This window comes from Streptomyces sp. DSM 120436, from assembly GCF_055778765.1.
In genome coordinates, this window is sequence record NZ_JBSKBS010000002.1 from 843,106 (window position 1) to 856,307 (window position 13,202).

Here is a 13,202-nt window from a genome sequence, read left to right on the forward strand (position 1 = left end):
GTGGAGTCACCCCCTGTTGACACCGTGTGAAGCGGAGGAACCCCTTCGTGCCCGGATCACGTGTGGCGCGCCCACGGCGTTATCTCGTCTGCGAACCCAGATTCTTCGCCGTGCGGTACGCGATCAATCCCTGGATGCGTCCCGGCCGTCCCGTCGACGTCTCACTCGCCCGGCGGCAGTGGCTGTCGCTGGTCGACGCCTATCGCCGCCACGGCCATACGGTGGAGACCGTGGAACCGCTGCCCGGTCTGCCCGACATGGTGTTCGCCGCGAACGCGGCGGTCGTCGTGGACGGCCGTGTGTTCGGCTCCCGGTTCCACGCCCCGGAGCGGCGTCCGGAGTCGGTGCCGTACGAGGCCTGGTTCAAGGCGCACGGGTTCGACGTCCAGCACCCGGAGTCGGTGTGCGAGGGCGAGGGCGACCTGGTGCCCGCCGGGCGCTGGATCCTCGCCGGGACCGGTTTCCGCACCGCCCCCGAGGCGCACCGGGAGGCGCAGGAGTTCTTCGGGAGGCCGGTGATCGGCCTGACCCTGGTGGACCCGTACTTCTACCACCTGGACACGGCGCTGTTCGTGCTGGACGAGGAGAACGTCGCGTACTTCCCGGAGGCGTTCTCGCCGGGCAGCCGTGAGGTGCTGGAGCGGCTGTACCCGGACGCGGTGACCGCCACCCGGGAGGACGCCATGGCGTTCGGCCTGAACTCCGTCTCGGACGGCCGTCATGTGTTCATCTCACCGGGGGCGGCCTCGCTCGCCGCCCGGCTCGCCGACCGCGGTTACGTCCCCGTCCCCGTCGACCTGTCCGAGTTCCACAAGGCGGGCGGGGGCATCAAGTGCTGCACTCAGGAGATCCGCTCATGACCTCTGTCGCCCGTACGCGTTCGTCCGCCGAGCTGATCGCGGCGGAGGAGCCGGTCCTCGCGCACAACTACCATCCGCTGCCCGTGGTCGTCGCCCGCGCGGAGGGCGCCTGGGTGGAGGACGTCGAGGGCCGCAGGTACCTGGACATGCTGGCCGGCTACTCGGCGCTGAACTTCGGCCACCGGCACCCGGCGCTGATCGAGGCGGCACACCGCCAGCTGGACCGGCTCACGCTGACCTCGCGCGCCTTCCACAACGACCGGCTCGCGGGGTTCGCGGAGCGGCTGGCCGCGCTGACCGGCCTGGACACGGTGCTGCCGATGAACACCGGCGCCGAGGCGGTGGAGAGCGGCATCAAGGTGGCCCGCAAGTGGGCCTACGACGTGAAGGGCGTCCCCGCGGACCGGGCGACGATCGTGGTGGCGGCGGACAACTTCCACGGCCGGACGACGACGATCGTGAGCTTCTCCACGGACGAGGTGGCGCGGTCCGGGTTCGGGCCCTTCACCCCGGGGTTCCGGGTGGTGCCGTACAACGACCTCGCGGCGCTGGAGGGGGCCGTCGACGAGACGACGGCGGCGGTGCTGATCGAGCCGGTCCAGGGCGAGGCGGGCGTGGTGATCCCGGACGACGGTTATCTGGCCGGGGTGCGGGAGCTGACCCGGCGCGCCGGGTGCCTGTTCGTCGCCGACGAGATCCAGTCGGGGCTCGGCCGCACCGGCCGCACCCTCGCCGTGGAGCACGAGTCGGTCGTCCCGGACGTGGTGCTGCTCGGCAAGGCGCTGGGCGGCGGCATCGTCCCGGTGTCGGCGGTGGTGGCCCGGCGCGAGGTGCTCCAGGTGCTGCATCCGGGTGAACACGGGTCGACCTTCGGCGGGAACCCGCTGGCGGCCGCCGTGGGCACGGCCGTGGTGGAGCTGCTGGAGACGGGTGAGTTCCAGCGCCGCGCGGCCGAGCTGGGCGTGGTGCTGCGGGAGGGTCTTGAGGCGCTGGTCGGCAAGGGCGTCACCGGGTTCCGCAGCCGCGGTCTGTGGGCGGGCGTGGACGTCGACCCGGCCCTCGGCACCGGCCGGGAGGTCAGCGAGCGCCTGATGCGCGAGGGCATCCTGGTGAAGGACACGCACGGTTCGACCGTCCGGCTGGCCCCGCCGCTGACCGTCACCGCGGACGAACTGCGGGAGGCGCTGCGCACGCTGGAGAAGGTGCTCAGCCGTCAGGTCTGACCGCCTCCGCGCCGCCCCCGCCGGACCTCTCGACACCGTTGGCGGATCCGGCGGGGGTGTCCACGGGACGTGCGGGGGCATGAGGAAGGCTGTGCCGGCTCAGCACTCGCCGGCCAGGGGGCCGGCTCGCGCGGTCTGCTGGTCCGGTGGTCCTCGCGTGCGCGTACGGACCCGTCCTGGGCCGGCGGGTGCCGTGGGCGGTGTGTCGACGAAGGCGGGAGGGCCGGGCCTTGTTCGAGGGCTTCGAGACCGAGCGGGTCGAGGTCGATGAGGCGTCGATCCTCGTTCGCCACGGCGGGGAAGGGCCGCCGTGGTGCTGCTGCACGGCCACCCGCGGACGTCCGCGACCTGGCATCGCGTCGCCCCGCTCCTCGTCCGACACGGTTTCACCGTGGTCTGCCCCGATCTCCGGGGGTACGGCCGGTCCACCGGTCCGGTGCCCACCGCGGACCACGCGGGACACTCCAAGCGGGCCGTCGCCGGTGACGTGGTCGAGGTCATGCGCTCCCTCGGCCACGCCCGGTTCGCGCTCGCCGGGCACGACCGGGGAGGCAGAGTCGCGCTGCGTCTCGCACTCGACCGTCCCGACGCGGTCTCGCGAGTGGCGCTGATCGACTGTCTGCCCGTCACCGAGCACCTGTCCCGCATGACGACCGAGTTCGCCACGCGGTGGTGGCACTGGTTCTTCTTCGCCCAGCCGGACATCCCCGAGCGGGTCATCAACGCCGATCCGGACAGCTGGTACCGCGGCGATCCCCGGAGCATGGGACAGGAGAACCACGACGAGTGGCGCGCGGCCACGAGAAACCCCGACGTGGTGCGGGCGATGCTGGAGGACTACCGGGCCGGCCTCACCGTCGACCGGCGGCACGAGGAGGACGACCGCGCCGCCGGGAGACGGATCCGGTGCCCGGCACTGGTCCTCTGGTCGCTCCGGGACGACCTCGAGGACCTGTACGGGGACCCGGTGAGGATCTGGCGGCGGTGGGCCCCGGACGTACGCGGCCACGGCATCGACGCCGGGCACCACGTGGCCGAAGAGGCGCCGGAAGCGCTCGCGTCCTCCCTCGCGGGCTTCTTCGCCGGGCGGCCCGGATGAGGAACCTCCGCACCGCCTCCCGCGGAGCAGCCGCTGCCCCCGCCCCCGAGGGGGGCGGGCCGCGGCACGGGCGTCGATCGGCTGCGGGGCGGCGTGCCGGGCGCTGCCGGCCCCGGCCTGGTGTGCGGACGTCAACGGGGTCCGGCGCGTTCAGCACCGTCTGCGGGCGGGCCGCGTCCCCGGGTGGGGACGTCGGCCGGTGCGACCCCGGTGCTGTGCACGGACGGGCGACATCGACGTCGGGCCGCGGCGCCCGGCGGGCTCTCTGTGCCGTCACCGTGAGCCGGACCCGGAGCCGCCTGCGGACACGGCGCCGAGGGAGCTGCTGCCGCCGGGCGGCGCCACGGGCGACACGGCGCCGGCCGTCGTACGGCGGTGACGGGGCCCCCGCGCCGTCAGGTGCCGGTGCGTCCGTGGTCGAGGCGGATGGTGCGGTCCACGTTGGCCCGGTCCTCGGGGTCGTCGCTGGGGCGGCCGGCGAACCAGGCGTCGAGGATCTCCTTGAGCAGCGGCTCCGAGGTGAGCCGCAGGCTGAGCGCCAGCACGTTGGCGTCGTTCCAGCGACGGGCGCCGTCGGCGGTGTAGGCGTCGGTGCACAGGGCGGCCCGCACGCCGGGCACCTTGTTGGCGGCGATCGAGGCGCCGGTGCCGGTCCAGCAGCACACCACCGCCTGGTCGGCCGTCCCGTCGGCGACCTCGCGGGCGGCGGCCTCGGAGCAGACGGCCCACTGCGGGTCGTCCCCGGGGCTCAGGGCGCCGTGGGCGCGCACCTCGTGGCCGCGCTCGCGGAGTTCGCCGACCAGGGCGCGGGCGACGGGTTCGTCCATGTCGGAGGAGACGGAGATCCGCATGCCGTCGAGCGTACCGGGCGGTGCGCGGGTGACGGTCGTGCGGCGTGCGGCCGGTGCTCCGCCGCGGTGCGTTCCGGTTCCCGTCGGACCTGGTGCCGGGGCCCGTCGCCCGGTCCTAGACTGGCGGTTCACTACGTGCCGGATGACCTGCTGGAACGCGGCGACCCCGTCGTTTCCCAGAGTCGAGGAGCGTGCTTTTGTTCTACAACCTGCTCAAATATGTGCTGTTGGGCCCGCTGCTCAGACTGGTCTTCCGGCCCCGGATCGAGGGCCTCGAGCACGTCCCGTCCTCCGGCGCCGCGATCGTGGCGGGGAACCATCTGTCCTTCTCGGACCACTTCCTGATGCCGGCCGTGCTGAAGCGGCGCATCACCTTCCTCGCCAAGGCCGAGTACTTCACCGGTCCCGGCCTCAAGGGACGGCTGACGGCGTTCTTCTTCCACAGCGCGGGGCAGATCCCCGTCGACCGCTCCGGCAAGGAGGCCGGGCAGGCGGCGATCCGCGAGGGCCTCGGGGTGCTGAGCGAGGGGGAACTGCTCGGCATCTACCCGGAGGGCACCCGCTCGCACGACGGCCGCCTCTACAAGGGCAAGGTCGGCGTGGCGGCGATGGCGCTCAAGGCGGGCGTCCCGGTGGTCCCCTGCGCGATGATCGGCACGTTCGAGGCGCAGCCGCCCGGCCGTAAGATCCCCCGCATCCACCCGGTGGTGATCCGCTTCGGCGAGCCGCTGGACTTCTCGCGCTACGCGGGCATGGAGAACGAGAAGGCGATCCTGCGCGCCGTCACGGACGAGATCATGTACGCCATCCTCTCCCTCTCCGGGCAGGAGTACGTCGACCGGTACGCGGCCGACGTGAAGGCCGCGGAGGCCGGACGCAAGGCGGAGGAGAAGCGGCGCACGCCGCGCATGCCGCTGCGGTGAGCGCCGGACCCGGGTGAGGGGCGGCCGGAGCGTTCCGGCCGCCCCTCACTGCCGTGGGGGCCGGCGTCACGAGCCGGCCGCGCCCCTGTGTTCCGCCGCGATGCCGAAGCGATGGTGTTCGCGGGCAGCGGACGCGACCTCGCGGACGCCGGCCACCGTGCTGATCACCGGCTCCTCCGCCGGGTCCGGCGCCTCCTTCAGTTCGTCGAGTCGTCGCAGGTCATCGGCGGAGACGAGGGCGACGAGCGGCTTCCCGTGCCGGGTCACGACGACCCGCTCACCGCCGTACACCACGCGGTTGATCAGGTCGGCGAGCTCGGCCCTGGCCCGGGTCACCGGAATCTCGTAAGCCATGGGACCATCATAACGTCACGTACGTCCTGTACATTTTTTACAGACAACGAGACAGGAGGGCACCATGACGCGACCGCCCGCCCGCCAGGTCCTGCCCGAGTTCACCGCACGCACGGCGTCCGGGCACCGGACGTCCGACCCGTACGCGCGGCTGCTGGAGGAGCGGATCGTCGTCCTGGGGACGCGGATCGACGAGACCGCGGCCAACGACGTGACGGCCCGGCTCATGCACCTGGAGCATCACGCCCCGGACCGCGACGTCTCGCTGTACGTCAACTCCCCCGGCGGCCCGTTCCACGCCCTGTCCGCGCTGTACGACACCCTGACGTACGTCACCTGCGACATCGAGACGGTCTGCCTGGGCCGCGCCGAGGGGACGGCCGCGCTGCTGCTGGCCGCGGGCACCCCGGGCAAGCGGTACGTGCTGCCCGGCTCCCGGCTGGTGCTCCGTCAGCCCGCACCCCCGGAGCCGGTGGAGGGCAGGGCGAGCGACCTGGCGGTCCAGGCCGGGGAGCTGGCCCGCGTCAGGGCCCGCATGGAGGAGATGCTGGCCCGGCACACCGGCCGGCCCGTGGACCGGGTGCGGGCGGATCTGGAGCGGGACCTGGTGCTCGACGCGCAGGCCGCCGTGGACCACGGCCTCGCCGACCGGATCGTGCCGCACCGCCGGGCCACCCGCACCGCGACCGGCGCGAGGTGAGCCGCGGATGCTGCCGGAACTGCCGCCGCTGCCCGCGCTGACCCGGGCGGAGGCCGAGCTGATCGACCGTTACCTGGAGGTCGTCGACCTGCTGGGCCGGGTCAATCCGGCCCAGGGCGACGACACCTACCGAAGCCTGCGCGCGGCCCAGGCGCTGGTCGGCACGGCGGTCGCGCTGCGCGACGCGCTGGCCCTGATGCACCGACGGGGTGAGACCGAACTGCACGCCGAGACCCTGGCGCGCGCCCTGCAGGTGCTGGACGGCGAGCGGCGTACGGCCAGGGTCACGCTGCCTCCGCGGGCGGGAAGTTGACGGGAGCGGGCGCGAAGCGGCGGGCCCCCTCGACGAGCTGCCCCGCAACGGGTTGAAACGGACCGAACGGCTTACCCCCGTCCGGCGTAGACGAACCTCCTGTTTTCGGGCCGTCGCACTTGCGCGTCCGGCCCCGCCGAGGGGCGGAATTGACCATTCCACCGCTGGTCCTGGCCTCCCACGCCCTCTTGACGGCGGCTCGAACGGACGACTGTCCACCCGAACGGCTGAGTGGTGAGTAACAACACAAACCCCCCGTTCCGTTGGGAAATCGGCCATGTCATGAGCCAAGATCCCTGACTGACGACAAGACCCCGCCGCCGCGGCGGGGCGATCCGGGCGGACGCCGAGTCCTGCCGCCGCCCGGATGACCGGTCGACAGGAGTGGATCGGCAGGAGTGGAGGACCCAGGCACGACGGGTCGCCGGTACGCGGACAACACGCGCACCGAGCAGCCCTTGGGGTGAAGCCGCGTGAGCGGCCGGGCTACTTCGCCAGCCCGAATCCGACAGGTCATCCTTCACAGGCGGCTGACGAAGGGTTGCGCATGAGTGCGCTCAATCGTGTCCCGTCTCTCATGGCCCGGGCCGGCACGGCCTCGGCCCTCACCCTCGCCGCCGTGGGCGGCTCCATCGTGGTTCCGGGAGCGGCCGGGGAGGCTGCGGCGGCAACCGTGGGCACCAAGGCCCTGAAGGTCGCGGCGTCCAAGAAGGGAGCGCCGTACCAGTGGGGGGCGACCGGACCGAACCGGTTCGACTGCTCGGGCCTGACGCTGTACTCGTTCAAGAAGGTGGGGAAGAAGCTCCCCCGCACGGCCGCCCAGCAGTACAACAAGACGCGCCACATCTCCAAGAGCAGCCGGAAGGTCGGAGACCTGGTGTTCTTCCACTCGGGCAGCTACGTCTACCACGTCGGGATCTACGCAGGTAACAACAAGATCTGGCACGCGCCGAAGACCGGGGACGTGGTGCGGCTGCAGAAGATCTGGACCAAGAGCGTCTGGTACGGCCGCGTGAAGTGACGGGCGGAGGCGGCCGGCGCCCGCGGGAGCGCCGCCGCCGAGCCGCGACCGGCCACGCGGGCCCGACGCCCGCGTGGCATCCCGCCGGGGGTCCGCACGGCGTCGTCCTCGTCCTCGGGACGACACGCCCCGGGCCCCTCACGACGTCCCCCGGCGTCTCCCGGAGCCTCCTCGGCCGCCCCGCCGCCCGTGACGTGGCGTCATGGTTCCTGCGGAACCGCGGCGATGACGGTCTCCGTGGGCCGGCCGGGGGCGGCGCCCGGCCACGGGAGTTCGACGGCGACCGTCTTGCCGCCCTCACGGGTGGGGCGGATCCTCAGACGGCCGCCGCATTCCGCGGTCAGCCAGCGGATGATGACCAGACCGCGCCCGTTGTCCTGCTGCACCGCCGCCGGAAGGCGTTTCGGGAACCCGGGATGGCTGTCCGTCACCCCGATGTGCACCCGCTCCTCCCGGACCAGGACGACGTCCACCGTGAACGTGGGCGACTGCCCGAAGGTGTGCTGTACCGCGTTCGTGGCCAGCTCGGAGACGATGAGCCGTACGGTGTCGCAGAGTTCGGCGTCCGGTGGCAGCCCCCATCCCGCCAGCGTGCCGGCCACATGGGCCCGCGCGGCGGAGACCGAGGCGGGATCGCTCGGCAGAGTGACGGATGCTTCCAGATGGTCTGCCATGGCGACGTCGTCCCTTTCCCACGGAACCGCGGTCCGACACGGAGCGGCTGGTTCGAGTACGGTCCCGCACTGGTGCTTCGTCGCCAGACTGCCATCACCGCAGGGCGCCGCGCGGCGATCCACCAAGATATGCATATATCTGTCGCTCAAAGCGGTGAACTCTGCCCTGGGGGACCGTATCCGGGCGGCCCGGAAGGGGTAAGGAGAGGCCCATGCAGCACGGCCCCGCGGTGCGCCGCAGGAAACTGGGCGCCGAACTGCGCGCGCTGCGCATCGCGGCCGGACTCACGAGCGGCGACGCGGCCCGGCTGGCGGGCTGGCACCAGTCGAAGGTGAGCCGGATCGAGACGGGCACGAGCGGGGTGAAACCGGCCGACGTGCGGTTGCTTCTCGACGCCTACGGTGTGCACGACCCGCAGTTGCGGGAGTTGCTGCTGGTGCTGTCGGGCGCCGGCGACGGCGACGGGCGGCACCACTGGTGGCACGCGTACCGCGGTGTACTGCCCCCGACCTACCGGGACTTCATCAGCCTGGAGTCGCAGGCGAGCGCGATGCGCACCCTGGAGACCACCGTCGTCCCCGGGCTGCTGCAGACACCCGAGTACGCGCGGGCGGTGACCGAGGCCGCCCTGGAGGGCGCGTCGGAGGAGCGGCTCGACGCCCTCGTGGAGGTGCGGCTGGCGCGGCAGGACGTCCTGCGGGCCGAGCCGCCGCTGGAGCTGTGGGCGGTGCTGGACGAGGCCGTGCTGCGCCGGGAGGTGGGCGGCCCCGAGGTGATGTCGCGCCAGCTGAACCGGCTGGTCGAGGCGTCCCGGCTGCCTCAGGTCCGGTTACAGGTCCTGCCGTTCAGCGCGGGCGCGCACATCGGCGTCATGGGCCCTTTCGTCATCCTTTCGTTCCCGCGCACTTCTGACCTGGATGTGGTGGTCCACGACCATCTGACGACTAGTCACTACCTGGAACGGAAAGAAGACCTCCGGGCGTACTCGGAGGCCTTCGAGGCCCTGGCGAGCCACGCCCTCTCACCCGAGGAATCGTCGGAATTCATCGCCGGCGCAGCGGCCGGCGCGTAAGGAGGCACGATGCCCGCACCGCCCCGGACCATCCCGTCCAGCCTCGCCCTGCGCGGCGTGCGGTGGCTGCGCAGCAGTCACAGCACGGGGGCGAACAACTGCGTGGAGACGGCCCGGCCGACCGCCGGCCCGTCGGCCGGACTGCTCGCCGTGCGCGACAGCAAGGCCCCGAACGGGCCCGCGCTGCTCTTCCCCCCTGACGCCTGGGCGCGTTTCCTGACGGCGGTCCACTGATCCGGCCCCGTCCCCGTCCCTGATCCGAACCGTCCGGCCGGTTCAGCCGGTCCGGCCGGTCATCCGTACCTCGCGCGACACACGGCCGTGCCCCGCCGACTCATGGCCGCGTTTCGCCGATCACCCGTACAGCGCGTTCGATCTCCGCCCCGGACAGGTCCGCCCGGGCGGTCAGTCTGAGCCGTGAGATGCCGTCGGGCACGGAAGGAGGACGGAAGCAGCCCACGGACAGACCGGCCGTCCGGCAGTCGGCCGCCCAACGCACGGCCTGCTCCGGGGAGGGAGCGCGCACGGAGACGACCGCGGCGTCCGGACGCACCGCTTCCAGGCCCGCGGCCGTGAGCCGGGCGTGCAGGTCGCGCGCGACCTCGGCCGCCCGCGCCGCGCGCCCCGGCTCGCGGCGCAACAGCCGCAGCGCCGTCAGGGCCGCGCCCGCCGCCGCGGGGGCGAGACCGGTGTCGAAGATGAACGTCCGCGCCGCGTTGACCAGATGGCCGATCACCCGGGCCGGACCCAGCACCGCCCCGCCCTGGCTGCCGAGCGACTTGGACAGCGTCACCGTCACGACGACGTCCCCGTCGCCCGCGATCCCCGCCGCGTGCGGGGCGCCCCGGCCGCCGTCGCCCAGCACACCGAGCCCGTGCGCGTCGTCGAGCACCAGACCCGCGCCGTGCTCCCGGCACGCCTTTGCCAGCGCGGCGAGCGGCGCGGCGTCGCCGTCCACCGAGAACACCGTGTCCGACACCGCCACCGCCGGGCCCTCGTGACCGTCCAGCGCCTTGCGCACGGCGTCCGGGTCGCGGTGGGCCACCACCTGCGTCGCGCCCCGGGCCAGCCGGCAGCCGTCGATCAGCGAGGCGTGGTTGCCCGCGTCGGAGACGATCAGCGAGCCGTGCGGGGCCAGGGCGGTGACGGCGGCGAGGTTGGCCGCGTAGCCGGAGGAGAAGACCAGGGCGGCCTCGAAGCCGCAGAAGTCGGCCAGTTCGCGCTCGAGTTCGGCGTGCAGTTCCGTGGTGCCGGTGACCAGCCGGGAGCCGGTCGCGCCGCCGCCCCAGGTGCGTGCCGCCCGCGCGGCCCCCTCGGTGACCTCGGGGTGGCGGGCGAGGCCGAGGTAGTCGTTGCCCGCCAGGTCGAGGAGCGGCGTGCCGGCCGGCCGGGGGCGCAGGGTGCGGACGAGCCCGGCCCTGCGGCGCAGTTCCGCCTGCTCGTCGATCCAGCCGAACGCCATGGGTCCTCCGGGGATTCTGTAGGCAGTGCACAGACATTAGCGGCAGGGCACCCCCCGCCACGGTGTGGTGATACCCACACCGCCGGACGGCTCTGTTGTCCGGAGTCTCCTTGGCCAGGACGGCCCCGGTAGGACAGGATCGGCTCCCATGGACCTGCTGAACACGCTGGTGGACAAAGGGCTTCGACGCGAGACGCCGACACGGGCCGAGGCGCTGGCCGTCCTCGCGACGTCCGACGACGACCTGCTCGACGTGGTGGCCGCGGCCGGGAAGGTGCGCAGGCACTGGTTCGGCCGCCGGGTGAAACTCAACTATCTGGTCAACCTCAAGTCCGGGCTGTGCCCGGAGGACTGCTCCTACTGCTCCCAGCGGCTCGGCTCCACGGCCGACATCCTCAAGTACACCTGGCTGAAGCCGGACGAGGCGTCCCGGGCGGCCGCCGCGGGGCTGGCCGGCGGCGCGAAGCGGGTGTGCCTGGTGGCCAGCGGCCGCGGCCCGACGGACCGGGACGTGGACCGGGTGTCCGACACCATCAAGGCGATCAAGGAGCAGAACCAGGACGTCGAGGTGTGCGCCTGCCTGGGCCTGCTCTCGGACGGCCAGGCGGAGCGGCTGCGCGAGGCGGGCGCGGACGCCTACAACCACAACCTCAACACGTCCGAGTCGACGTACGGGGAGATCACCACCACGCACACCTACGCCGACCGGGTCGACACGGTGCGCAAGGCGCACGCGGCCGGTCTTTCCGCCTGCTCCGGGCTGATCGCGGGCATGGGCGAGACCGACGAGGACCTGGTCGACGTGGTGTTCTCGCTGCGTGAGCTGGACCCGGACTCGGTGCCGGTCAACTTCCTGATCCCGTTCGAGGGCACCCCGCTCGCCAAGGAGTGGAACCTCACCCCGCAGCGCTGCCTGCGCATCCTGGCGATGGTGCGGTTCGTCTGCCCGGACGTCGAGGTGCGGATCGCCGGCGGCCGCGAGGTGCATCTGCGCACGATGCAGCCGCTCGCGCTGCACCTGGCCAACTCGATCTTCCTCGGCGACTACCTCACCAGCGAGGGCCAGGCCGGCAGGGCGGACCTGGAGATGATCGCGGACGCCGGGTTCGAGGTGGAGGGCGCCGGAGAGGTCACCCTGCCCGGACACCGGGCGGGTGCGGGGTGCGGCGCGCACGACGGGGCCGGCCGCGGGACCCACGCGGACGGCGGCTGCGGCCCCCACGAAGGCGGTGGCTGCGGCTCCCACGAGGGCGGCGTCTGCGGAACGGCCCCCGCCGCCACGTCCGCCCCCGCCGCCCCGGCGGACGAGCCGCGTCCCGGCCTGGTGGCCGTGCGTCGCCGGGGCGCGGGAACGGACCTCGCGCCCAATGCCTGACACGTCCGTCGCCGCGCTGCTGGAGCTCGACCGGCGGCACGTGTGGCATCCGTACGGGCCCATGCCGGGGCGTCAGGAGCCGCTCGTCGTCGCGTCGGCGAGCGGTGTCCGGCTGACCCTCGCCGACGGGTCGGGCGAGCTGGTCGACGGCATGTCGTCCTGGTGGTCGGCGATCCACGGCTACAACCACCCGGTGCTCAACGAGGCCGCCCGTGACCAGCTCGGCCGGATGAGCCACGTGATGTTCGGCGGGCTCACGCACGAGCCCGCCGTACGGCTCGCGAAGCTCCTCGTCGACGTGTCGCCGGACGGCCTGGAGCACGTCTTCCTGGCCGACTCGGGGTCGGTGTCGGTCGAGGTCGCCGTCAAGATGTGCCTGCAGTACTGGCGTTCGCTGGGCCGCCCCGAGAAGCGGCGGCTGCTGACCTGGCGGGGCGGCTACCACGGCGACACCTGGCACCCGATGTCGGTGTGCGACCCGGACGGCGGGATGCACGACCTGTGGTCCGGGGTGCTGCCGCGCCAGGTGTTCGCCGACGCCCCGCCCGGCCCGTACGAGGAGGAGTACGCCGGCCACCTGCGGGAGCTGGTCGGACGGCACGCCCGTGAACTGGCCGCGGTGATCGTGGAACCGGTGGTGCAGGGCGCGGGCGGGATGCGGTTCCACTCCCCCGCGTATCTGCGGGTGCTGCGGGAGGCGTGCGACGAGCACGACGTGCTGCTGGTCTTCGACGAGATCGCCACCGGGTTCGGCCGCACGGGCACGCTCTTCGCGGCGGAGCACGCGGCCGTGTCGCCGGACGTGATGTGTGTGGGCAAGGCGCTGACCGGCGGTTACCTCACGATGGCGGCGACCCTGTGCACCTCGCGGGTGGCCGAGGGCATCTCGCGGGGCGAGGTGCCGGTGCTGGCGCACGGCCCGACCTTCATGGGCAACCCCCTGGCGGCGGCCGTGGCCTGCGCCTCCGTCGAGCTGCTGCTCGGCCGGGACTGGCGCGCGGAGGTCGAGCGCATCGAGTCGGGGCTGCGCGAGGGGCTGGCGGAGGCCGCCGGGCTGCCCGGGGTGCGGGACGTACGGGTGCTGGGAGCGATCGGGGTCGTCCAGCTCGATCACGACGTCGACCTGGCCGCGGCCACCCGGGCGGCGGTGCGGGAGGGCGTCTGGTTGCGGCCGTTCCGCGATCTGGTGTACACGATGCCGCCGTACGTCACGGGTGACGCGGACGTCGCGCGGATCGCCCGCGCGGTGTGCGCGGCGGCGAAGGAGGGATGAC

Annotated in this window: 14 protein-coding genes and 1 pseudogene; 11 read left to right on the plus strand and 4 right to left on the minus strand. The window is 73.1% G+C overall.

From position 1 onward, the window contains the following. Positions 1-47 precede the first annotated feature (47 nt). The 3 genes and pseudogenes from ddaH to ACWH4W_RS25770 all read left to right on the plus strand — a co-directional run bounded on the left by ddaH (position 48) and on the right by ACWH4W_RS25770 (position 3,182). The gene (gene ddaH / locus ACWH4W_RS25760; protein ID WP_473078232.1) at positions 48-860 is read left to right on the plus strand and encodes a dimethylargininase; all 813 of its coding nucleotides are present in this window, start codon (positions 48-50) and stop codon (positions 858-860) included. Next, positions 857-2,083 (plus strand): ornithine--oxo-acid transaminase, encoded by a 1,227-nt coding sequence (gene rocD, locus ACWH4W_RS25765; protein WP_473078233.1) that lies wholly within the window; start codon positions 857-859, stop codon positions 2,081-2,083. Before ddaH ends, rocD begins: the two co-directional genes overlap by 4 nt. 230 nt (positions 2,084-2,313) lie before the next feature. After that, a pseudogene (locus tag ACWH4W_RS25770) lies at positions 2,314-3,182 on the plus strand (alpha/beta fold hydrolase). Between the two features lie 395 nt (positions 3,183-3,577). Here ACWH4W_RS25770 and ACWH4W_RS25775 read toward each other — a convergent pair. Beyond that, entirely contained in the window at positions 3,578-4,033 is a 456-nt protein-coding gene (locus ACWH4W_RS25775; RefSeq protein ID WP_473078234.1) for an RpiB/LacA/LacB family sugar-phosphate isomerase, read from the minus strand. A gap of 197 nt (positions 4,034-4,230) precedes the next feature. Between ACWH4W_RS25775 and ACWH4W_RS25780 the strand changes: the two genes are divergently transcribed. After that, on the plus strand, positions 4,231-4,956 hold the full coding sequence (locus tag ACWH4W_RS25780; protein ID WP_473079262.1) for a lysophospholipid acyltransferase family protein: 726 nt from the start codon (positions 4,231-4,233) through the stop codon (positions 4,954-4,956). Between the two features lie 66 nt (positions 4,957-5,022). Here ACWH4W_RS25780 and ACWH4W_RS25785 read toward each other — a convergent pair whose 3' ends face one another. Next, the gene (locus tag ACWH4W_RS25785; protein ID WP_473078235.1) at positions 5,023-5,310 is read right to left on the minus strand and encodes a type II toxin-antitoxin system Phd/YefM family antitoxin; all 288 of its coding nucleotides are present in this window, start codon (positions 5,308-5,310) and stop codon (positions 5,023-5,025) included. A 64-nt stretch (positions 5,311-5,374) separates the two neighbouring features. On the opposite strand from ACWH4W_RS25785, the gene ACWH4W_RS25790 reads away from it, so the two are divergent. From ACWH4W_RS25790 to ACWH4W_RS25800, 3 genes are all read left to right on the plus strand, one after another. Further along, entirely contained in the window at positions 5,375-6,010 is a 636-nt protein-coding gene (locus ACWH4W_RS25790) for an ATP-dependent Clp protease proteolytic subunit (RefSeq protein WP_473078236.1), read from the plus strand. 7 nt (positions 6,011-6,017) lie between these two features. Continuing rightward, a complete protein-coding gene (locus ACWH4W_RS25795) occupies positions 6,018-6,323 on the plus strand; it encodes a hypothetical protein (RefSeq protein ID WP_473078237.1) in 306 nt (101 codons plus the stop codon). A gap of 547 nt (positions 6,324-6,870) precedes the next feature. Then, positions 6,871-7,344, plus strand: a complete 474-nt coding sequence (locus ACWH4W_RS25800) for a C40 family peptidase (RefSeq protein ID WP_106415300.1) — start codon at positions 6,871-6,873, stop codon at positions 7,342-7,344. A gap of 200 nt (positions 7,345-7,544) precedes the next feature. Here ACWH4W_RS25800 and ACWH4W_RS25805 read toward each other — a convergent pair whose 3' ends face one another. Further along, entirely contained in the window at positions 7,545-8,018 is a 474-nt protein-coding gene (locus ACWH4W_RS25805) for an ATP-binding protein (protein ID WP_473078238.1), read from the minus strand. A gap of 212 nt (positions 8,019-8,230) precedes the next feature. Between ACWH4W_RS25805 and ACWH4W_RS25810 the strand changes: the two genes are divergently transcribed. Further along, positions 8,231-9,091: a helix-turn-helix domain-containing protein gene (locus tag ACWH4W_RS25810; RefSeq protein WP_473078239.1), complete on the plus strand. Its 861-nt coding sequence runs from the start codon at positions 8,231-8,233 to the stop codon at positions 9,089-9,091. Positions 9,092-9,100: 9 nt separating this feature from the next. Beyond that, positions 9,101-9,325 carry a DUF397 domain-containing protein gene (locus ACWH4W_RS25815; RefSeq protein ID WP_473078240.1) on the plus strand — a complete coding sequence of 75 codons (225 nt, stop codon included), beginning with the start codon at positions 9,101-9,103 and terminating at the stop codon, positions 9,323-9,325. Positions 9,326-9,425: 100 nt separating this feature from the next. Here the strand turns inward: ACWH4W_RS25815 and ACWH4W_RS25820 are convergent, their stop codons facing one another. Next, positions 9,426-10,553: an 8-amino-7-oxononanoate synthase gene (locus ACWH4W_RS25820; RefSeq protein WP_473078241.1), complete on the minus strand. Its 1,128-nt coding sequence runs from the start codon at positions 10,551-10,553 to the stop codon at positions 9,426-9,428. A gap of 148 nt (positions 10,554-10,701) precedes the next feature. Here ACWH4W_RS25820 and bioB point away from each other — a divergent pair, with 148 nt between their 5' ends. Both bioB and ACWH4W_RS25830 read left to right on the plus strand, forming a co-directional pair. Then, positions 10,702-11,928 (plus strand): biotin synthase BioB, encoded by a 1,227-nt coding sequence (bioB, locus tag ACWH4W_RS25825; protein WP_473078242.1) that lies wholly within the window; start codon positions 10,702-10,704, stop codon positions 11,926-11,928. Beyond that, positions 11,921-13,201, plus strand: coding sequence for an adenosylmethionine--8-amino-7-oxononanoate transaminase (locus ACWH4W_RS25830; protein WP_473078243.1), 1,281 nt, complete (start codon positions 11,921-11,923; stop codon positions 13,199-13,201). The genes bioB and ACWH4W_RS25830 overlap by 8 nt, the downstream gene beginning before the upstream one ends. The last annotated feature ends 1 nt before the right edge of the window (position 13,202 follow it).

Excerpts from the sequence above, each read along its gene's own strand:
- ACWH4W_RS25805 (WP_473078238.1), bottom strand. The coding sequence starts at position 8,018 with ATGGCAGACCATCTGGAAGCATCCGTCACTCTGCCGAGCGATCCCGCC.
- ACWH4W_RS25800 (WP_106415300.1), top strand. The coding sequence starts at position 6,871 with ATGAGTGCGCTCAATCGTGTCCCGTCTCTCATGGCCCGGGCCGGCACG.
- ACWH4W_RS25815 (WP_473078240.1), top strand. The coding sequence starts at position 9,101 with ATGCCCGCACCGCCCCGGACCATCCCGTCCAGCCTCGCCCTGCGCGGC.
- rocD (WP_473078233.1), top strand. The coding sequence starts at position 857 with ATGACCTCTGTCGCCCGTACGCGTTCGTCCGCCGAGCTGATCGCGGCG.
- ACWH4W_RS25820 (WP_473078241.1), bottom strand. The coding sequence starts at position 10,553 with ATGGCGTTCGGCTGGATCGACGAGCAGGCGGAACTGCGCCGCAGGGCC.
- ACWH4W_RS25810 (WP_473078239.1), top strand. The coding sequence starts at position 8,231 with ATGCAGCACGGCCCCGCGGTGCGCCGCAGGAAACTGGGCGCCGAACTG.
- ACWH4W_RS25830 (WP_473078243.1), top strand. The coding sequence starts at position 11,921 with ATGCCTGACACGTCCGTCGCCGCGCTGCTGGAGCTCGACCGGCGGCAC.
- ACWH4W_RS25785 (WP_473078235.1), bottom strand. The coding sequence starts at position 5,310 with ATGGCTTACGAGATTCCGGTGACCCGGGCCAGGGCCGAGCTCGCCGAC.
- bioB (WP_473078242.1), top strand. The coding sequence starts at position 10,702 with ATGGACCTGCTGAACACGCTGGTGGACAAAGGGCTTCGACGCGAGACG.
- ACWH4W_RS25790 (WP_473078236.1), top strand. The coding sequence starts at position 5,375 with ATGACGCGACCGCCCGCCCGCCAGGTCCTGCCCGAGTTCACCGCACGC.
- ACWH4W_RS25775 (WP_473078234.1), bottom strand. The coding sequence starts at position 4,033 with ATGCGGATCTCCGTCTCCTCCGACATGGACGAACCCGTCGCCCGCGCC.
- ACWH4W_RS25795 (WP_473078237.1), top strand. The coding sequence starts at position 6,018 with ATGCTGCCGGAACTGCCGCCGCTGCCCGCGCTGACCCGGGCGGAGGCC.